This window comes from Streptomyces sp. BE303, from assembly GCF_036290945.1.
In the GTDB taxonomy this organism is placed as follows: Bacteria; Actinomycetota; Actinomycetes; order Streptomycetales; family Streptomycetaceae; genus Kitasatospora.
Map to the genome: position 1 here is coordinate 146,049 of NZ_JAQYWZ010000961.1, position 18,624 is coordinate 164,672.

An 18,624-nucleotide genomic window follows, 5' to 3' on the forward strand; every position below is an offset into this window, starting at 1 on the left:
CTCGCGCGGACCCGGCAGGGCGGACGACGGCTGGTCCGTCAGGACCGGCACGCCGACGTCACCTCGCGGGGTGTGGTCTGTACCAGTAGGCGTCTGGGCCGCCGTGTCGCCATTCACCAGCCACATGGTAGGGGTGTGCCGTGAGCGTGGGACGGCTCCCTCCGAAGCTGCCCGAATCGTCACCAAAAGCGCCCGGGCGCCGGTTGCTGGAAGGATGGGGTCCGTGACAGGAGTACTCGTTCTCGCAGGCACCCCCATCGGCGACGTCTCTGACGCCCCTCCCCGGCTGCTCACCGAGCTGGCCACCGCGGACGTGATCGCCGCCGAGGACACCCGGCGGTTGCGCCGGCTCACCCAGGCGCTCGGGGTGACCACGGCCGGGCGGGTCGTCTCCTACTTCGAGGGCAACGAGGTCGGCCGCACCCCCGAGCTGGTCGAGGCGCTGCTCGGCGGCGCCCGCGTGCTGCTGGTCACCGACGCCGGGATGCCGTCGGTGTCCGACCCCGGCTACCGGCTGGTCGCCGCCGCGGTCACCGCCGACATCAAGGTCACCGCCGTGCCCGGGCCGTCCGCCGTGCTCACCGCGCTGGCGCTGTCCGGCCTGCCGGTGGACCGCTTCACCTTCGAGGGCTTCCTGCCCCGCAAGACCGGGGACCGGGCCCGGCAGCTCGCCACCGTCGCCGCCGAGCCGCGCACGATGGTCTTCTTCGAGGCCCCGCACCGGATCGCCGAGGCGCTGGCCGCGATGGCCGAGGCGTTCGGGGCCGACCGGCCCGCGGCCGTCTGCCGCGAGCTGACCAAGACCTACGAGGAGGTCAAGCGCGGGCCGATCGGCGAGCTGGCGGCCTGGGCGGCCGAGGGCGTGCGGGGGGAGATCACCGTGGTGGTGGCCGGCGCCCCGCCGGCCGCGCCGCAGGAGCTGACCCCGGCCGAGCTGGCCCGGCTGGTGGCCGTCCGGGAGGAGGCCGGCGAGCGGCGCAAGGAGGCGATCGCGGCGGTCGCGGCCGAGCTGGCGCTGCCCAAGCGGGACGTGTTCGACGCCGTGGTGGCGGCGAAGAACGCGGCGGCGGCCGGGGCCTGAACCAGGAGCCTGGTTCAGGGGCTTGGTTCGGGGGCTTGGTTCAGGGGCTTGGTTCAGGGGTTGAGCCGGGGCCCGGGTCGGGGCCGGGGCGGTGCGCCGTGGCGGGCCGGACCCCGGCGCCGCCCCGGCCGTCCGGCGCGGGGGTGCCGGTGGACGGACCGGCGCGTACCTTGGAGAGAAGGCCCCGGTAAACGCCCACCCAGCTGAAGTTTCGGTCGAGGTTTTCGGGCAGGAACCACCCTTTCGTATAGGGATTCCCAACCCGCCTCCAAGTCTTCACAAGACGGGCATCGGCGGGGAGGTTCCGGGCATTTCCTGGGATGGAAAGACCCAGCCGGGCGAGCGTCCGGCGGGCGCTGGGAGACGGCTATGAGCGAGACGATCGGTAGCCCCCGCGGCGGCAACGCCCTGAGCGACCCCGGCCCGAGCAGCCCCGGCCCGACCGGCCGGCCGCACACTCCCGTCGAGACCGTCCGGGAGGCCTACTCCTTCGCGTGCCTGAGCTGCGGGTACGGGTGGGAGCAGGCGTACGACATCGAGCACCACGTGGCCCGTGACGGGCACGTCGTGTTCGAGTACCACGCCAACGGTGTCCGGGTGCCGTCGCCGCTGCTCAAGCCGACCTGCCCGGGCTGCGGCGGCCACACCGTGCGGATCATGCGCGAGGGCCGGGTGGCCGTCGCCGAGCGGACCGGCCAGCACGCCCCCGGCTACCCCGACCACGCCGAGCCCGCCGGGCCGGTCGTCGCCCGGCCGGTCCGGGCGCGCGGGGCGGCGGAGGGTGCCGGCGCGGAGGGAGGAGCCTGGTCGCGGTTCTGGGCGCGGCTGCGGGGCTGATCGGCCGCGAGGCCGCGGGGAGCGAAGGAACCGAAGGGATCGAAGGGTTCTCGGGGCTCGCGCGGGCTTACGGGGCTTACGGGGCTTACGGGGCTTACGGGGCTCGCGGGGCTCGCGGGGTTCTAGGGTTGAACGGCCGGAGGGCCGGGCAGTGGTGGCCGGGCGGTCGCGCGGGCGGTCCGGCCCCTCGGACGGGTCCTGCCCGAGGCTGCGGCGAGGCCCCTCGCCGAGCGGCCGGTCGAGGGCGGTCCGCGCACCCGACTAAGCTTTCCGACCATGGCGGCCACTGCAGACCACAGCACCAGCAGCACCGGGGGCACCACCTCCGCGTACTACGTCACCACCCCGATCTACTACGTGAACGATCGCCCCCATCTCGGCCACGCGTACACCACCGTGGCGGGCGACGTCCTCACCCGCTGGCACCGCCAGCGGGGCGAGAAGGTGTGGTACCTGACCGGCACCGACGAGCACGGTCAGAAGATCCTGCGCACCGCCGAGGCCAACGGCGTCACCCCGCAGGAGTGGTGCGACAAGCTGGTCGAGGAGGCGTGGAAGCCGCTCTGGCAGCACCTGGAGATCGCCAACGACGACTTCATCCGCACCACCCAGGAGCGGCACACCGCCCGGGTGCAGGAGTTCGTCCAGGACCTGTACGACAAGGGCGAGATCTACAAGGGCGGCTACTCCGGCCCGTACTGCGTCGGCTGCGAGGAGTACAAGCTCCCCGCCGAGCTGCTCGACGGTGCGACCGAGGACGAGAAGCTTTGCCCGATCCACAAGAAGCCGGTCGAGTGGCTGGAGGAGGAGAACTACTTCTTCCGCCTCTCCGCGTACGGCCCGAAGCTGCTGGAGTTCTACGCGGAGAACCCCGGCTTCATCGCCCCCGAGACGGCCCGCAACGAGGTGCTGCGCTTCGTCGAGCAGGGCCTGCAGGACCTCTCCATCTCCCGCTCCACCTTCAACTGGGGCGTCCCGCTGCCCTGGGACGAGAAGCACGTCCTCTACGTGTGGGTCGACGCGCTGCAGAACTACATCACCGCGGCCGGCTACGGCGCCGACCCGGAGCGGTTCGCCGAGCTGTGGCCCGCCTCCGTGCACCTCGTCGGCAAGGACATCCTCCGCTTCCACGCGGTGATCTGGCCCGCGATGCTGATGGCCGCCGGGCTGCCGCTGCCCAAGCGGGTCGTCGCCAACGGCTGGCTGATGGTCGGCGGCGAGAAGATGTCCAAGTCCAACCTGACCGGCATCTCCCCGACCGACCTGACCTCGCACTTCGGCGTCGACGCGTACCGCTACTACTTCCTGCGGGCGATCCCGTTCGGCACCGACGGTTCGTTCTCCTGGGAGGACTTCGCCGCCCGGTACACCTCCGAGCTGGCCAACGACTTCGGCAACCTCGCCTCCCGGGTGGCGGCGATGGTCGGCAAGTACTACGACGGCGCGCTCCCGGCCGCGACCGCCCACGGCGACGCCGAGCAGGCCGTCGCGGACGGCCTCGCGGCGGCGGTGCGGACCGCCGACCGGAAGATCGGCGAGGAGCTGGACTTCGCCGGCGGGCTCGCGGCGATCTTCGAGTTCGTCAAGCAGGTCAACGGCTACCTCACCGAGCAGGCGCCGTGGAAGGTCGCCAAGGACGAGTCGGCCGAGGGCCGGGCCCGCCTGGCCACCATCCTCTACACCGCCGCCGAGTCCCTGCGCGCCACCGCCGTGCTGCTCAACCCGGTGATGCCGGCCACCGCCGAGAAGCTCTGGCTCTCGCTGGGCGCGGCCGAGGGCCTGGGCGCGCTCGCGGAGCAGGACGTCGTCGGTGCCGCCCGATGGGGCCTGCTGCCCGTCGGCTCGACCGTCACCAAGGGCGACATCCTGTTCCCGCGGCTCGAAGAGAAGCCGGCCTCCTGAGGCCTGCCCTCGCGGCAGAGAAGAAGGACGACGACTGATGCCGAAGAAGGACGACGACCGGTCGACCCCGCCTCCGCTGCCGGCCCCGCTGGCGGTGGCGGTGGCCGACTCGCACACGCACCTGGACATGCAGTCGGGCACCCCCGCCGACGGCCTGGCGCGCGCCGCCTCGGTCGGGGTGACCACCGTCGTCCAGGTCGGGTGCGACGTGCCCGGCTCGCGCTGGGCCGCCGAGCTGGCGGCCCAGTACGAGCAGGTGCACGCGGCCGTCGCGCTGCACCCCAACGAGGCGCCGCGGATCTTCCTCGGCGACCCGGACGGCTGGTCCGGTCAGCGGCGGGCCCCGGGAGGGGCCGCCGCCCTGGACGCGGCGCTGGCCGAGATCGACGCGCTCGCCGCGCTGCCGCAGGTCGTCGCGGTCGGCGAGACCGGCCTCGACTACTTCCGTACCGGGCCGGAGGGCGTGGAGATCCAGAAGGAGTCGTTCCGCCGCCACATCGAGATGGCCAAGCGCCACGGCAAGGCCCTGGTGATCCACGACCGGGACGCGCACGAGGACGTCATCGCCGTCCTGCTGGCGGAGGGCGCCCCCGAGCGGACCGTCTTCCACTGCTACTCCGGCGACGCCGGGATGGCCGAGGTCTGCGCCGAGCACGGCTGGTACCTGTCGTTCGCCGGACCGGTCACCTTCAAGGCCAACCAGCCGCTGCGCGACGCGCTGGCCGCCACCCCGCTCGACCGGATCCTGGTCGAGACGGACGCGCCCTTCCTCACCCCGCACCCCTACCGCGGCCGCCCCAACGCCCCGTACCTGATCCCGGTCACGGTGCGGTCGATGGCGGACACCCTGGGGCTGCACGAGGACGAGCTGTCCACGGCCCTCGCGGCGAACACGGCCCGGGCGTTCGGGTACTGATCCGATCGAACGAACATCGGGTTCCGGAGGAACGATTCGGCACTCCCGGGGCACTCCTGGGCTGACCGGCATCAGTGCAGTGAGGGAGCCGCGGCGTCGACAACCTGCCGATCGTCCACGAGTTCCACCGGGACGCGGAGAAGGGCGTCCACCTGCCCGTCGCGCAGCACGAGGGCGTGCTGCGGACCCCGGCGCCGTACCCCGTGGAGATCGACCTCGCGGCGGTCCTCGAACTCCGAGCACCCTCCGCGCCCGTATCCTTGGCGCGTGAGCACCACCGACCCCACCCCTGACAGCCATCTGCTCGGCGCCGCGGACATCCGGGCCCTGGCGGAAGCGTTCGGCGTCAAGCCGACCAAGCAGCGCGGGCAGAACTTCGTCATCGACGGCAACACCGTGCGGCGGATCGTCCGGGCCGCGGGGGTGACCGCCGAGGACGCGGTGGTCGAGGTCGGGCCCGGGCTCGGGTCGCTGACCCTGGCCCTGCTGGAGGCCGCCCGGCACGTCACCGCGGTCGAGATCGACCCGGTGCTCGCCCGGCACCTGCCGGACACCGTCGCCGCCCGGATGCCCGGCAAGGCCGACGCCTTCGACCTGGTCCTCAGCGACGCCATGGTGGTCACCGAGCTGCCCGGCCCCGCGCCGACCGCGCTGGTCGCCAACCTCCCGTACAACGTGGCCGTGCCGGTGCTGCTGCACATGCTCGCCACCTTCCCCAGCATCGAACGGACGCTGGTGATGGTGCAGAGCGAGGTCGCCGACCGGCTCGCCGCCAAGCCGGGCAACAAGGTGTACGGCGTGCCGTCCGTCAAGGCCAACTGGTACGCCGACGTGAAGCGGTCCGGGGCCATCGGGCGGAACGTGTTCTGGCCCGCGCCCAACGTCGACTCCGGGCTGGTCTCGCTGATCCGCCACGAGCCCCCCGTCACCACCGCCACCCGGGACGAGGTGTTCGCGGTCGTCGACGCCGCGTTCGCCCAGCGCCGCAAGACCCTGCGCGCCGCACTCGCCGGCTGGGCAGGCTCCCCCGCCGCCGCCGAGCAGGCACTCGCCGGCGCCGGGATCGACCACAAGCTGCGCGGCGAGATGCTGACGGTGGAGCAGTTCGCCGCGATCGCCGAACACAAACCGGAGTAAGGGCCCTCAGTGAGCGTCACGGTACGAGTCCCCGCCAAGGTCAACGTCCAGCTGGGAGTCGGCGGACTGCGCGCCGACGGCTTCCACGACCTGGCCAACGTCTTCTTCGCAGTCGCCCTCGGCGACGAGGTGACGGCGACCCCGGGCGAGCCCGGGCAGGGCGTCACGCTCGGCTGCACCGGTCCGGACGCCGACGCCGTCCCGCTGGACGGGAACAACCTCGCCGCCCGCGCCGCCCGGCTGCTCGCCGCCCACCACGGCCTCGCCGAGCCCGACGTCCACCTGCACATCGCCAAGGCCATCCCGGTGGCCGGCGGCATGGCCGGCGGCAGCGCCGACGGTGCGGCGGCGCTGGTCGCCTGCGACGCCCTGTGGGGCCTGGACACGCCTGCGGACGTGCTGCTCGACCTGGCGGCGGAGCTCGGCTCGGACGTGCCGTTCGCCCTGGCCGGCGGCGTCGCCCTGGGCCGCGGCCGCGGCGAGATCCTCGAAGCGCTGCCCGTCACCGGGACCTTCCACTGGGTCTTCGCGGTCGCCGACGGCGGCCTCTCCACCCCCGCCGTCTTCCGCGAGTGCGACCGCCTCCGCGAGGAGGCCGGCACCGGCTCCGCCGCCACCGAGGTACCCACCCCCGACGCCGACCCCGCCCTGCTCGCCGCCCTCGCCGGCGGTGACGCCGTCGCCCTCGCCGGGGCGCTCGCCAACGACCTCCAGCCCGCCGCGCTCTCCCTGCGGCCGGCCCTGGCCGACACCCTGCGGGCCGGCACCGAGGCGGGCGCGCTCGGGGCCCTGGTCTCCGGTTCCGGACCGACCTGCGCCTTCCTGGCCAAGGACGCCGACGCGGCCGAGGCCGTCGCCGCCGCGCTGCGCGCCTCCGGCAGCTGCCGGGCCGCGCACGCCACCCACGGGCCGGTGCCCGGGGCGGCGGTCCTCGCCGGGTGAGGCGGCCGGGGGCTTCGTCCCGCGGGGCGCGGACGGCTCCGAGCGGGGCGGGCCCCGCCCCGGCGAACCGCTCGGCGGCCGGGTCGGCCGAGGCGGCCCACTAGGCTGGGGAGGATCGGGGCTCCGCCCGAGCCCCGATTCCTCGAACCCTGGAGCGCAGCACACGTGGCCGTCAACCTCGCCACCATCGAGTCCGTCACGAAGGTCTACGGCACCCGGGCCCTTCTGGACGGGGTCAGCCTCGGCGTCAGCGAGGGCGACCGGATCGGCGTCGTCGGACGCAACGGGGACGGCAAGACCACCCTGATCCGGATGCTCGCCAAGCTGGAGGAACCGGACGGCGGACGGATCACCCACTCCGGCGGCCTCCAGCTCGCCGTCCTCACCCAGCACGACTCGCTCGACCCCGAGGCCACCATCCGGCACGAGGTCATCGCCGGCCGCGCCGACCACGAGTGGCTCGGCGACGCGCGCATCCGCGACATCATCGAGGGACTCTTCGGCGGACTCGACCTGCCCGGCTTCCCCAACGGCCTGGACACCGTCATCGGCCCGCTCTCCGGCGGCGAGCGCCGCCGGATCGCCCTCGCCAAGCTGCTGCTCGGCTCGCCCGACCTGATCGTCCTCGACGAGCCCACCAACCACCTCGACGTCGAGGGCATCGCCTGGCTCGCCAAGCACCTCCAGGCGCGCCGCTCCGGACTCGTCTGCGTCACCCACGACCGCTGGTTCCTCGACCAGGTCTGCACCCGCATGTGGGACGTCCAGAACGGCGCCGTCCACGAGTACGAGGGCGGCTACTCCGACTACGTCTTCGCGCGCGCCGAGCGGTCCCGGATCGAGGCCGTCGAGGAGCAGAAGCGCCAGAACCTGGCCCGCAAGGAGCTCGCCTGGCTGCGCCGCGGCGCCCCCGCCCGCACCTCCAAGCCGCGCTACCGGATCGAGGCCGCCAACGCCCTGATCGCCGACGTCCCCGACCCGCGGGACAAGAGCGAGCTGATGAAGTTCGCCAACGCCCGCCTCGGCCGGACCGTCTTCGAGCTGGAGGGCGTGACCGTCAAGGCCGGGCCCAAGCTGCTCCTGGAGAACCTGACCTGGCAGCTCGGCCCCGGCGACCGGATCGGCCTGCTCGGCGTCAACGGCGCCGGCAAGACCTCGCTGCTGCGCGCGATGCGCGACGCGTACGCCTCGGAGGGCGACGTCCAGCCCGCGTCCGGCGTGATCAAGGTCGGCAAGACGGTCCGACTGGCCTACCTCTCCCAGGAGGTCGTCGAGCTCGACCCGGACATCCGGGTCCTCCAGGCCGTCGAGCAGGTCCGCTCGCGGGTCGACCTCGGCAAGGGCCGGGAGATGAGCGCCGGCCAGCTCTGCGAGCAGTTCGGCTTCGGCAAGGACAAGCAGTGGACGCCGGTCGGCGACCTGTCGGGCGGCGAGCGGCGCCGGCTACAGCTGCTCCGGCTGCTCATGGACGAGCCCAACGTGCTCTTCCTGGACGAGCCCACCAACGACCTCGACATCGAGACGCTCAACCAGCTGGAGGACCTCCTCGACGGCTGGCCCGGCTCCATGGTCGTCATCAGCCACGACCGCTTCTTCATCGAGCGGACCACGGACGTCACGCACGCGCTGCTCGGCGACCAGCGGATGCGGATGCTGCCGAACGGCGTCGACGAGTACCTGGAGCGGAGGGCCCGGATGGCCGCCGCCTCGGCCCCGGCCGTCCCCGCTGCGGCCTCCGGCTCCGCCACCGACGCCACCGGGCTGTCGTCCGGCGACGCCCGGGCGGCGAAGAAGGAGATGCAGAAGCTGGAGCGGCAGATCGCCAAGCTGGACCAGAAGGAGTCCAAGCTGCACTCCCAGCTCGCGGAGCACGCCGCGGACTTCTCCAAGGTCGCCGAGCTGGACACCCAGCTGCGGGCGGTGCGGGAGGAGAAGGAGGAGCTGGAGCTGAGCTGGCTGGAGCTGGCCGAGCAGGTCTAGGCCGGTACCAGGCCGGCTCTAGGCCGGATCTGGGTCGGTACTAGGCCGGTACCAGGCCGGTACTGGGTCGGCTCTGGGTCGGTCCACGTCCGGCGAGGGCGGCCCCCGGCGCCCTGCGGGTGCCGGGCCGGTGGCGTCCGCCTGCCCTCTGCGGTCGGCCTGCGGGTGCCTACCGGCCACCGTCGGGCCGACCATTGCCGAGAAGCGTGTCCAGCTCGTCCGCCGCACGGCCCAGCGCGCTGCGCGTCGGGTCGTGCGGCCGGGTCGGCCGCACCGCCGCGCGCGTGGGCGGACGATGCGCGCGGGCCGCCGCCGTCAGATCGTCCAGCGCCCGCCGGACCCGCGCCACCTCGACCGGATCCGGCACCCGGCCGCCGTACCGGCGCTGCGCCGCGAACGCCGCCACCGCGCCGCTCAGCCGCTCCAGCGCGGCCGTCGCCGGCAGCCACTGCGCGGCCAGCCGCCCGGTCGGCGGAGGCTCGGAGAGCCCCCGCTCCACCTCCGACCGGGCGTCGGCCAGCGCCCGGTAGGCGGTCCGGCGCAACCACACCTCGGCGAGCGGCTGGGGACCGTCCGGCTGCGCCACGGAGGCCAGGTAGGACTCCAGCGCCGCAGCCGCCGTCACCAGGCGCGGCTCGATCCGGTGACGCGCACGCTCCGGCCAGAGCAGGTAGCCGAACAGCAGCACGATCGCGCTGGCCAGCACGGTGTCCAGCAGCCGGGGCCAGAACTCGGCCGCCCCGCTCTGCCCGCCCAACTGCAACAGGACCAACGCCATCGGCGTCATCACCACGGTGTTGAGCCCGTAGTGCGCCGCCGTCGCGTACGGCAGCAGGGCCACACAGAGCGCGGCGATCCCGGTCAGCGCCCAGGCGTCGGTGGTCAGCGAGAGCAGACCCGCCGTCACCGCCACCCCGAGGACCGTTCCGACCGAGCGGCTCACCGCACGCAGGAACACCGACCCGAGGTCAGGCTTCAGCACGAAGGCGATCGTCATCGGCACCCAGTAGCTCTTGCTGAGCGGCAGCGACGCCGTGACGGCCGAGCCGACCGCGATGCAGAGCGCCACCCGCAGCCCGTACCGGACCGAGGCGGCCGACAGCAGCCGCACCCGCAGCCGCCACGGATCCGGCGGCGGGGCGGGCGCGGTGCCCGGCGCCGCCTCGCGGCCCGCGACCGTCTCCGAGGCCGCCCGCAGAGCCACGTCCAACGCCCGCCGCGACGGCGTGTCCGGCAGCCAGTCCGGCACCGGCACCTCGCCGCCGCCGCGCTCCACGGCCCGCGCCAGCCGGGCAGGCACCTCCGCCACCTCGGCCGGGACCGGCCGCCACGCCCACAGCAGACCGGCCGCCGCCTCGGTCGCCGCCAGCGCCGCCTCGTACATCCGGCGGAGCCGGACCGTGCGCGGTGAATCGGGCAGACGGGGGCGGGGCGGGGGCAGCAGGTCCTGCACCTGGTTCAGACGGGCCGTCAGCACCTGGCGGGAGGCCGCGCCCTGCGGCGTACCGAGATCGGCCAGCACCCGGCCCAGCGCGTCGTACGCGGCCGCCAGCGCGCGGTTGCGGGGATCCGCCGCGGGCCGCCGGTAACTGCGCGACGGCAGGCCCAGCAGGACCACGAACGCCGCACCGGCCAGCATCATCGGCGCCGCCGCCCACCAGGGGTGAGGCAGCGGCATGCCACTGCCCAATGCCGCCGACACCAACAGCAGCATGCCGGCCGCCGAACCCCGCGGGCCGGTCGCGCTCAGCGCCCCCGAGACGAAGGCCGTGACGGTCAACACGGCGCCCAGCGTGAGCGCAGCCGGCTGGAGGTGCTGCAGCGCGGTGCCGATCAGCATGCCGAGTGCCGACGCGAGGACGGCTCCGCCGATCCGCGGGGCGCGCAGCCGGACCGGCTCGATCCGGTCGTTCATGGTGGCGTGCATCGCACCCAGCCCGGCGAACACGCCGAGGTCCACCCGGTGCGTGAGCAGGCCGACCGCCAGCGGCACCGCCATGCCGAACGCGGCGCGCACCATCAGCGCGAGCGGCAGCGGAGGCCGCGCCGGCCGGGCGGCGCGGGCCCACCAGGGGGCGTCGGCGGGCGGGGCGGCGGTCACGAGGCTGCGTCCGATCTGCTGCGGGGCCTGCCCCGGGTGGAGAGCGGGGCGGCCCGGATCGCTGCTGTGCGACATTGCGCGGCAGATGAGGTCGTATCCGGCGGAACCGGACCCGATCAGTCTAACCGTCGGGGCGGGGCGTCCTCCGGGTGCGCCCGCCGGGTGTCCCCGGCTGTCGGGGGCCGCGGGCGGGGCCACGGGCGGGCCTGCCCCGGGGCGCGGGGCCCCTCGCCGTGTGTCACGTTCGTACCGATCGCATACAGGCGGGCCATGGTCCCTGCCCGTCCGGCGGGGCGGTGGCTACCATGGCCGGGGCGGCACCCGGCCTACGGGCGGACGGGTGCGCCCGGGCGGGACGATGCCGGTCGTCGGGCCCGTTCCGCTTGCACGGCCGTGTAGTTGACGGTACGTCGCGGCGTGGCGCCGGGGGCGCCCCGCGAACGGGGGAGAGGTGGACTGCTGTGCCAGGCGAGGCTGGACCGGGCGGCGCGGGCTGGGCGGACGGCCCCAACGGCGAAGTGAAGCCGTGGTCGCTCGACAACAGTTGGATCGGCAGGACGGCCAGTCAGGTCCAGGTCGACGTCAGCGCCACAGCGCTGGTGGCGGCGTTCGGATCCAAGGACGTCAAGGTCGAACTCGACACGCTGATCAACTTCAAGAAGAAGGTCGACGCGTTGCTGGCCTCCCTGGAGGGGTCGGAGGCCGCCCAGCACAAGGTCAAGGAACAGAAACTGGCGGAGGGGAACCTCGGCACCGGCTTCAGTGAGTCCAAGGACCTGATGGCCGCGTACGACAAGACGCACGCGGCGATCGCCCAGCTCTCGAAGGCCTTCGCCGACCAGATCGGCAGGATGAGCGCGGCGGTCGCCCAGACGGCGGGCACGTACGGGAGCAACGAGGAACACCAGACGGCGGCGGTCAAGGCGGTCGCGAAGAACGCCGACACCTACATTCCGGCGGCCGGACCGCACGGACCGGCGCCGAAGCAGGGCGGTGGCGGGTCTTTCTCATGACGCCGCTCCGGGGGAAGAGTTCCAGTGACACGGGGGAGCAACTGATGGCAGGCGGGACGAACTTCGAGGGAATCGAGCACGCCAGACTCAAGTCGATGGTCATCAACAGCGATCCGACGAAGGTGACCAGCCGGGGTAACCAGCTCAAGGCGGCCAGCCGGGTCCTGGACGACCTCAGTCGGGCGCTGGCCGCCCACCTCGGCCAGATCCAGTGGGAAGGCCCGGCCGCCGAGAGCTTCAAGACCTGGGCCACGGACCTGAACAGGTCGGCGGCGATGATCAGCGAGTACTCGAAGGGTGCCGGCGACGCGATGGTCCAGGCCGGCGAGGCGCTGAGCACCGCGAAGACCGGCGTGCCGGAACCGCCGAAGACCGACATCGACACGGTGGACCGCCACTCCAAGCAGCCCTGTCTGAAGCCCTCGACGGTGAGCGTGGCCGGGATCGGCAACCCGTCCGTGATGACCGACGCGATCATGAAGAAGGAGGACCCGACCTGGGTCTCCTACGCGGAGGCCGCGGCGGCCCACAAACGCGTCGAGGCCGCGCACCAGGAAGCCATTCACCAGATGGAGAAGTTGGGGCAGGCGTACGAGGCCGCGACCACCAAGCTGAACGGCCTCAAGCTGCCTGAGCTGCCGGGCGAATCAAGCCATGGCGCACGCAACAGTGAGGAGAACGTCACGATTGGTGGTGGTGCGTACGTAGGATCCGGTGGCTCCACGGGCGGTTCGCGAAGTGGTGGTGGCTACCGCGGTGGTAGCCACAGCCCAGCAGGTACCGGCTACGTCGCTGGTGGCGGCTCCATGGCGAGTCATCCGTCTGCGTCGGCTTCGCAGGGGGCCGGCCCTTTGGGCCACGTCCCACCGAGTTCGTCTCCCGGTGGATCGGCGCCGCTGCCGCGATACCCAAGCGAGTCGGGAGCGTCCCCGTCCCCGTGGTACCCCACTGACCGGCCCGGTACCGGCCTCGACGGCCTTCCGCCCGCGCCGACTCCGACCGGCTCTGCGGGCCCTGGCCATGGCGGTTCCGTGTCATCGCACGGCCAAGGGGGCGTGCCCGGGTATCCGACCACCCCCGGCAACGATCCCGTCCTTCACCCCGTTGGTGGGCCTGCCCCGTTCGGAGGGACCGGTCCGTTCGGTGGCGCTGTCGCGCCCGTCAAGGGTGGTGGCGGATCTGTCCCGCCGAACCGCGCAGGCACCTTCGGAGGCGGGAACCTTCCTGCGGGAAACAGTGGTTCGGGACCGAGTGGGTCCGGCCCGCTCTTCGGGACGCGCGAGGCTCAGGGTCGGGCGGGCACGGCCGGTGGTCAGGGCGGAGGTGTTCAACCGGGCATGGGCGGTTTTGGCGGCGGCAGTGTGGTGGGAGGTGGCTCGCGTGGACGTGGCTCCGGTTCCACCGGGGGCGGTGTCATCGGTGAGCAGAGCGGCCCGGTGGCCGGCGGGGAGTTCACGCCTGGCGGGAGTGGCCTACGGAACCGGGCTCCAGGCATTGGGGCTGCTGCCGAGGGCGGGGCGCGTCAGGTCCAGAACGGCATGATGGGGCCGGGCATGATGGGCGGTACGGCGGAGCGGAGCGGGCGCGATCGCCGCAAGCGGGCCGACTACCTGCACGAGGACGAGGAGACCTGGACCAGCGGTACTCCGAGGAGCAATCCGGGCGTGATCGAGTAGCGCGGGAACGATCGCCCGGCCGTTGGGCTCACCCCGGTGGCCGGTGCGGACCTGACGGCGAGACCGACGAGGGAGCTGTGATGCGGCGGACGAGCGTATGGGTGCGTGGGCGGGGGGTCACTGCGACGGTGCTCGCGGCAGGGATCGTCGCCGGTCCGGTGGCGGGACCTGCACTTGCTGTGGAATCGATCCGAGAGCAGCAATGGCACCTTGATGTCATGAAGGTGCCCGAGATCTGGACGACCAGCAAAGGCCAGGGCATCACAGTCGCTGTCATTGACGGTGGTTTCAACTTTGAGCATCCGGACCTTCTGGGCCAGCTCTTACCGGGGAAAGACTTTAGCGGTCTGCCAGGCGGGGTGGGGACCTCCTCTGATGGGCATGGCACCGGTATTGCCAGTCTCATTGCTGGATCCGGCAAGGGGATGGGTGGTAAGGGGGCATTCGGCCTGGCCCCAGGCGCAAGGGTTCTGCCTTTGAAGATCAAGAACGACTCGAACGCGGGTCGGGTTGCCACGACGGAGTTCTTCAAGCAGATCGGACATGCCATTACGTATGCGGCTGACCAGGGTGCCAAGGTCATCAACATCTCTCAGGGCGGCACCTTGGCTGGCGCGTCGGAGGCCGACATGGCGGCGATGACGGGTGCCGTCTCGCACGCAGCCGCCAAGGGTGCCTTGGTGGTCGCCAGCGTCGGGAACTCGGCGCAGTCGGGCAATCCGATCGAGTATCCAGGAGCATTGCCGGGAGTGGTCGGTGTCGGGGCGGTGGACCGGAACGGCTGGGTTGCGCCGGAGTCGGAACAGGGGCCGCAGGTCGATGTTGCTGCACCCGGTGTCGACATGTACAACGCGTGTATTGGGCCTTCGGGGTACTGCAAGACTCACGGAACGTCCGATGCCGCAGCGATCGTCTCGGCTTCCGCTGCTCTGCTGTGGGCGGTTCACCCTGAATGGAGTGCCAATCAAGTTGTGCGGGTACTCATCAACACCGCCGGGAAGCCGACGGACGGGTCCGATCGGAATGACATCGTCGGATACGGCATTGTGCGCCCGCGAGTTGCCCTGACCGAGCCCGGGGATCCGGGGCCGGCGGATGTGTATCCGATTCCGGAGCGGGCGGTCGGTGAATCCTCACCCGCTCCGTCCTCGGCCGCTCCGGCGGTTCCGGCGGCTCCGGTGAGCCCGGCGGGTTCCTCGGGTGTTCCGGGGGAGGGTAAGGCGGTCGGCGAAGCGGCCGGCTCGGGTGGTGTGGTGCCGGTGGTTGCGGCGGTGGCCGGCGGGTTGGTGCTGGTGGCCGGTGGGGTGGCGTTCGTGGTGGTGCGGCGGCGGTCGGCGCGGCCCGGGGCGGCCGGGGTGCCGCCGAGTGGCAACCCGTACGTGCGGTAGCCCGACGGCAGGTGTGCTCCGCGCCTTGGGCGGTACGCGGCCTTCTCCGGGCGGGAGTTCGGACCGGCGTGCGGGGCGGCGCGTGGTGGGGGCGAGGGCGCCGGTGTCACTCGGGTGGAGGCTGGTCCGGGGCGTCGGGAGGTCGCCAGGGTGGTGGTATGGGTGCGAAGGGACAGATGCGGCGGGCTGCGGCTGCGGCGCTGATCGGTACGGCGATCGAGTTCTACGACTTCTTTATCTACGGGACGGCGGCCGCGCTCGTCTTCGGCGGGGTTTTCTTCCCCGAACTGGGCACGGTGGGGGCGCTGTTGGCGGCGTTCTCGGTGTACGCGGTGGCGTTCCTGGCCCGGCCGCTGGGGGCGGTGGCGTTCGGGCACTTCGGGGACCGGCTGGGGCGGAAGACGACGCTGGTGGTGTCGTTGCTGCTGATGGGGCTGTCGACGGCCGCGGTGGGACTGCTGCCGGGGTTCGCGGTGTGGGGGTGGTGGGCGCCGGTGGCGCTGGTGGTGCTGCGGGTGTGCCAGGGGGTGGGTCTGGGCGGCGAGTGGGGCGGTGCGGCGCTGCTGGTGGCGGAGAACGCGCCGGCCGGGCAGCGCGGGCGGTACGGGGCGTATCTGCAGTTGGGGCCGACGAGTGGCTTCGTGCTGGCCAACGGGGTGTTCCTGGCGCTCCAACTGGGCCTGGACGAGGCTGCGTTCCGGTCCTGGGGTTGGCGGGTGCCGTTCCTGGCGTCGTTGGCGCTGGTGGCGGTGGGGCTCTTCGTGCGGCTGCGGCTGGAGGAGACGCCGTTGTTCAAGGGGGAGGTGCGGACGGGGGCGGAGCGGGCGCCGGTGATGGAGGTGCTGCGCGGGCACTGGCGGACGGTGCTGCTCGGCTGCGGCGCGATCACCGTGGGGTACGCGCTGTTCTACCTGACCACCACGTACGCGCTGGCGTACGCCACGACGGGACTCGGGGTGCCGAGCACGCTGGTGCTGTCGATGCTGCTGGCGGGCGCGGCGGGGAAGGGCGTGACGGTGTGGCTGAGCGCGCGGCGCAGTGACGTGTGGGGGCGGCGGTGGACGCTGCAGCTGGCGACGGTGCTGGCGGTGGCGTGGGGTCTGGTGCTGTTCCCGCTGCTGGAGACGGTGCGCCGGCCGCTGATGTTCCTGGCGCTGGCGGGCGCGATGGTGGTGCTGGGGTGCCTGCTGGGTCCGCTGGCGGCGTTCCTGCCGGAGCTGTTCCCGACCCGGGTGCGGTACACGGGGGCGGCGCTCACCTACAACCTGGGCGGGGTGGTGGGCGGGGCGACCACCCCGTTGATCGCGACCAGGCTGACGGAGGCGTACGGGACGGCGGAGCCGGTCGGCTGGTACCTGGCGGTGTGGGGGGTGGTGGCGCTGCTCTGCCTGCGGCTGCTGCCGGAGACGAGCGGGACGGACCTGGCGGTGGCCGGGGCGCACGGCGGGCGTCGCCGGGTGACCGGCCGCCTGGGGGCGGAGGCGGACCCGGCGGCGTAGCGCGCGCGGTGGCGGGGGTCGGCCGGGGGCCGGCGCAGGCGCGGTGGCCGGGGCCGTGCTCCGGTCGCCGCTCCCGGAGGCCGAGTTGATGAGGCCGAGTTGGTGAGGCCGGTGGCGGCGAGCCCGTGCCGCCGGGTAGGAAGGGAAGGCGGAGTGTCCGGGCGGGGGACCGGGTCCCCCCTCTGGTGACCGAGGGGGATCGGGGGCCCGGATCGCTACGCTGGCGGCATGACGACACAGGAGCGCCGTCCGGCGGTGGTCGGGCAGGCGCAGGGGCTCGATGTCTTCGCCCGGCTCTGTCCCAGCCGGGTCGTCTTCGCCGTCCTGGCGGACAAGTGGGCCCTGCTGATCGTGATGAGCCTCGGCGAGCTGGGCGGGCAGCGGTTCTCCGAGGTGCGGCGAGCCGTCGACGGGATCAGTCGCAAGATGCTCACCCAGTCGTTGCGCACGCTGGAGCGGCACGGGCTGGTCCGGCGCACGGTGTACCCGGAGACGCCGCCGCGGGTGGTCTACGAGCTGCTGCCGCTCGGCCTGCAGCTGGCCGATCTGGTCGCGCCGCTCGGTCGCTGGACCGAGGAGCACGCCCCGGCGATGCTGGCCGTCCGGGAGGGGGTCGACCGGGCGAACGGGGAGGGCTGAACGCGGCCGGATCCCGGCCCGGGTCGATTTCCCTTTCCGGCGCCGGGCCGTGTAGTGTCTTCCTTGTTCGAGCGGGCAGTGGTCAGGCTGGCGCGGACGAGGTGAACAAGCCCCTATAGCTCAGTCGGTAGAGCGTCTCCATGGTAAGGAGAAGGTCTGCGGTTCGATTCCGCATGGGGGCTCGGCAAAGGACCTCCGCCATCAGGCGGGGGTCTTTTTCGTGTGTCCGCCCTCGCGGTGGCGGTGAGACGGCCTAGCAAGTCGGGTACGGAATGCGCTGTGATGGTGCGTCATCGGCCACCTGTCCCGAGCGGGCGGGGGCGCGGGCCGGACGCCGACCTGGAGGGCCTCATGGGTGTTCGACTCGTGGTGGTCGACGACCACCGGCTACTGGCGGAGGCGCTGGCCACCGCGCTCCAGTTACGTGGTCACCGGGTGCTCGCGGTCGGCTCGCCGGCGGGGTCGGCGGCCGACCTGGTGGCGGGCCGGCGGCCGGAGGTGTGCCTGCTGGGCGTGTCCGCGCCGGCCGATCCGGGGGCCTTCGAGGGGCTGCGCCGGATCCGCCGGGAGCGGCCCGAGGTGGCGGTCATCGTTCTCGGTCCGGTTGGTGAACTGCGGGGAGTGGCAGGGGCGTTCGCCGCTGGTGCGGCCGGCTACGTGCCGAGCGACGAGCGGATCGAGGTGGTCGAGCGGGCCATCGCCCGGGCCCGGGCGGGTGAGGCGGCGGTCACCGTGGAGGTGCTCCGGGGCGCCTTCGACCAGTTGCTCAGGCCGGCGGCGGAGCCGGACGACGAGGCGGTCCGGCTGCTGCGGCTGCTGACCCGGCGTGAGGTCCAGGTGCTGGCGCGGATCGCGGACGGCGAGGACACCGCGGCGATCGCGGCGGGGATGCGGATCGCCGCGAGCACGGCGCGGACGCACGTCCAGCGGGTGCTGATGAAGCTCGGTGCCCGGACCCGCCTGGAGGCGGCGGCGGTCGCGGCGCGCACCGGGCTGCTGGACCGGATGGCCCGGCCCTGAGCGTGGCGCGGCGCCGATTCCGCCCCGGTTCCACGCCCCGGTTCCACGGCCCGGGTCCCGTCTCCGGGCGCCCGGCCCGGGCCCGGCTCCGGCCTCCGCGGCGGGCCCCGGAGCGGGGTGCTCCGCCGTTCGGGAACGCGCGGCCCGGCTGCGGGCGCGAAGCCCGAAGTGTCGTGCGGGCGTACGGGGCTCGTACGGGCATCCGGAACCGGGTCAAACCTGGCATAGGGTGGCCGTCCCGATGGTCCGGAGCACCCTGGGGGCCAGGGAGAATGGGCCGCAGTCGTACGTACGTCTCCGATGGCCCGCCGACGGCGGAAACCATCGTCCGCTGGAGGTCGAGCATGAGTAAGTACCTGGTCACGGGTGGCGCCGGCTATGTCGGCAGTGTGGTGGCCGCCCACCTGCTGGAGGCGGGTCACCAGGTGACCGTCCTGGACGATCTCTCCACGGGCTTCCGTGCGGGCGTGCCGTCCGGTGCGGAGTTCGTCGA

Annotated in this window: 15 protein-coding genes and 1 tRNA gene; 15 read left to right on the forward strand and 1 reads right to left on the reverse strand. The window is 73.1% G+C overall.

Annotated elements, in window-relative coordinates; all coding sequences use genetic code 11:
• Positions 1 to 214 precede the first annotated feature (214 nt).
• The 7 genes from rsmI (at position 215) to PUR56_RS43040 (ending at position 8,795) form a co-directional block, all read left to right on the forward strand.
• Positions 215 to 1,081, forward strand: a complete 867-nt coding sequence (gene rsmI, locus PUR56_RS43010) for a 16S rRNA (cytidine(1402)-2'-O)-methyltransferase (RefSeq protein WP_329883347.1) — start codon at positions 215 to 217, stop codon at positions 1,079 to 1,081.
• A gap of 369 nt (positions 1,082 to 1,450) precedes the next feature.
• Positions 1,451 to 1,918, forward strand: coding sequence for a hypothetical protein (locus PUR56_RS43015; RefSeq protein ID WP_329953003.1), 468 nt, complete (start codon positions 1,451 to 1,453; stop codon positions 1,916 to 1,918).
• A gap of 276 nt (positions 1,919 to 2,194) precedes the next feature.
• Positions 2,195 to 3,820, forward strand: a complete 1,626-nt coding sequence (metG, locus tag PUR56_RS43020) for a methionine--tRNA ligase (RefSeq protein WP_329883349.1) — start codon at positions 2,195 to 2,197, stop codon at positions 3,818 to 3,820.
• A 37-nt stretch (positions 3,821 to 3,857) separates the two neighbouring features.
• Positions 3,858 to 4,736, forward strand: coding sequence for a TatD family hydrolase (locus PUR56_RS43025; RefSeq protein ID WP_329953004.1), 879 nt, complete (start codon positions 3,858 to 3,860; stop codon positions 4,734 to 4,736).
• Positions 4,737 to 5,003: 267 nt separating this feature from the next.
• On the forward strand, positions 5,004 to 5,873 hold the full coding sequence (rsmA, locus tag PUR56_RS43030; protein ID WP_329883351.1) for a 16S rRNA (adenine(1518)-N(6)/adenine(1519)-N(6))-dimethyltransferase RsmA: 870 nt from the start codon (positions 5,004 to 5,006) through the stop codon (positions 5,871 to 5,873).
• 9 nt (positions 5,874 to 5,882) lie between these two features.
• On the forward strand, positions 5,883 to 6,815 hold the full coding sequence (locus PUR56_RS43035) for a 4-(cytidine 5'-diphospho)-2-C-methyl-D-erythritol kinase (RefSeq protein WP_329953005.1): 933 nt from the start codon (positions 5,883 to 5,885) through the stop codon (positions 6,813 to 6,815).
• Between the two features lie 165 nt (positions 6,816 to 6,980).
• Entirely contained in the window at positions 6,981 to 8,795 is a 1,815-nt protein-coding gene (locus tag PUR56_RS43040; RefSeq protein WP_329883353.1) for an ABC-F family ATP-binding cassette domain-containing protein, read from the forward strand.
• 169 nt (positions 8,796 to 8,964) lie between these two features.
• On the opposite strand, the gene PUR56_RS43045 is transcribed toward PUR56_RS43040, so the two are convergent.
• Positions 8,965 to 10,971, reverse strand: a complete 2,007-nt coding sequence (locus PUR56_RS43045; RefSeq protein WP_329953006.1) for an FUSC family protein — start codon at positions 10,969 to 10,971, stop codon at positions 8,965 to 8,967.
• Between the two features lie 386 nt (positions 10,972 to 11,357).
• Here PUR56_RS43045 and PUR56_RS43050 point away from each other — a divergent pair, with 386 nt between their 5' ends.
• From PUR56_RS43050 to PUR56_RS43085, 8 genes are all read left to right on the forward strand, one after another.
• Positions 11,358 to 11,909, forward strand: coding sequence for a hypothetical protein (locus PUR56_RS43050; protein WP_329953007.1), 552 nt, complete (start codon positions 11,358 to 11,360; stop codon positions 11,907 to 11,909).
• A 44-nt stretch (positions 11,910 to 11,953) separates the two neighbouring features.
• A complete protein-coding gene (locus PUR56_RS43055; RefSeq protein WP_329953008.1) occupies positions 11,954 to 13,585 on the forward strand; it encodes a WXG100 family type VII secretion target in 1,632 nt (543 codons plus the stop codon).
• A gap of 218 nt (positions 13,586 to 13,803) precedes the next feature.
• Positions 13,804 to 14,973: a type VII secretion-associated serine protease mycosin gene (mycP, locus tag PUR56_RS43060; protein WP_329953009.1), complete on the forward strand. Its 1,170-nt coding sequence runs from the start codon at positions 13,804 to 13,806 to the stop codon at positions 14,971 to 14,973.
• 158 nt (positions 14,974 to 15,131) lie between these two features.
• On the forward strand, positions 15,132 to 16,472 hold the full coding sequence (locus PUR56_RS43065) for an MFS transporter (RefSeq protein ID WP_329953010.1): 1,341 nt from the start codon (positions 15,132 to 15,134) through the stop codon (positions 16,470 to 16,472).
• Positions 16,473 to 16,700: 228 nt separating this feature from the next.
• Positions 16,701 to 17,111, forward strand: coding sequence for a winged helix-turn-helix transcriptional regulator (locus PUR56_RS43070; RefSeq protein ID WP_329953011.1), 411 nt, complete (start codon positions 16,701 to 16,703; stop codon positions 17,109 to 17,111).
• Between the two features lie 109 nt (positions 17,112 to 17,220).
• A tRNA-Thr gene (locus tag PUR56_RS43075) sits at positions 17,221 to 17,293 on the forward strand.
• A 169-nt stretch (positions 17,294 to 17,462) separates the two neighbouring features.
• On the forward strand, positions 17,463 to 18,131 hold the full coding sequence (locus tag PUR56_RS43080) for a response regulator transcription factor (protein WP_329883360.1): 669 nt from the start codon (positions 17,463 to 17,465) through the stop codon (positions 18,129 to 18,131).
• A 344-nt stretch (positions 18,132 to 18,475) separates the two neighbouring features.
• On the forward strand, positions 18,476 to 18,624 hold a 149-nt coding region (locus tag PUR56_RS43085; RefSeq protein WP_329883372.1), incomplete at its 3' end, for an NAD-dependent epimerase/dehydratase family protein.

Bases quoted from the DNA above. Each gene is read 5' to 3' on its own strand.
- metG (WP_329883349.1), top strand. From the start codon at position 2,195: ATGGCGGCCACTGCAGACCACAGCACCAGCAGCACCGGGGGCACCACC.
- PUR56_RS43070 (WP_329953011.1), top strand. From the start codon at position 16,701: ATGACGACACAGGAGCGCCGTCCGGCGGTGGTCGGGCAGGCGCAGGGG.
- PUR56_RS43065 (WP_329953010.1), top strand. From the start codon at position 15,132: ATGGGTGCGAAGGGACAGATGCGGCGGGCTGCGGCTGCGGCGCTGATC.
- PUR56_RS43025 (WP_329953004.1), top strand. From the start codon at position 3,858: ATGCCGAAGAAGGACGACGACCGGTCGACCCCGCCTCCGCTGCCGGCC.
- PUR56_RS43045 (WP_329953006.1), bottom strand. From the start codon at position 10,971: ATGTCGCACAGCAGCGATCCGGGCCGCCCCGCTCTCCACCCGGGGCAG.
- PUR56_RS43080 (WP_329883360.1), top strand. From the start codon at position 17,463: ATGGGTGTTCGACTCGTGGTGGTCGACGACCACCGGCTACTGGCGGAG.
- PUR56_RS43015 (WP_329953003.1), top strand. From the start codon at position 1,451: ATGAGCGAGACGATCGGTAGCCCCCGCGGCGGCAACGCCCTGAGCGAC.
- rsmI (WP_329883347.1), top strand. From the start codon at position 215: ATGGGGTCCGTGACAGGAGTACTCGTTCTCGCAGGCACCCCCATCGGC.
- PUR56_RS43055 (WP_329953008.1), top strand. From the start codon at position 11,954: ATGGCAGGCGGGACGAACTTCGAGGGAATCGAGCACGCCAGACTCAAG.
- mycP (WP_329953009.1), top strand. From the start codon at position 13,804: ATGAAGGTGCCCGAGATCTGGACGACCAGCAAAGGCCAGGGCATCACA.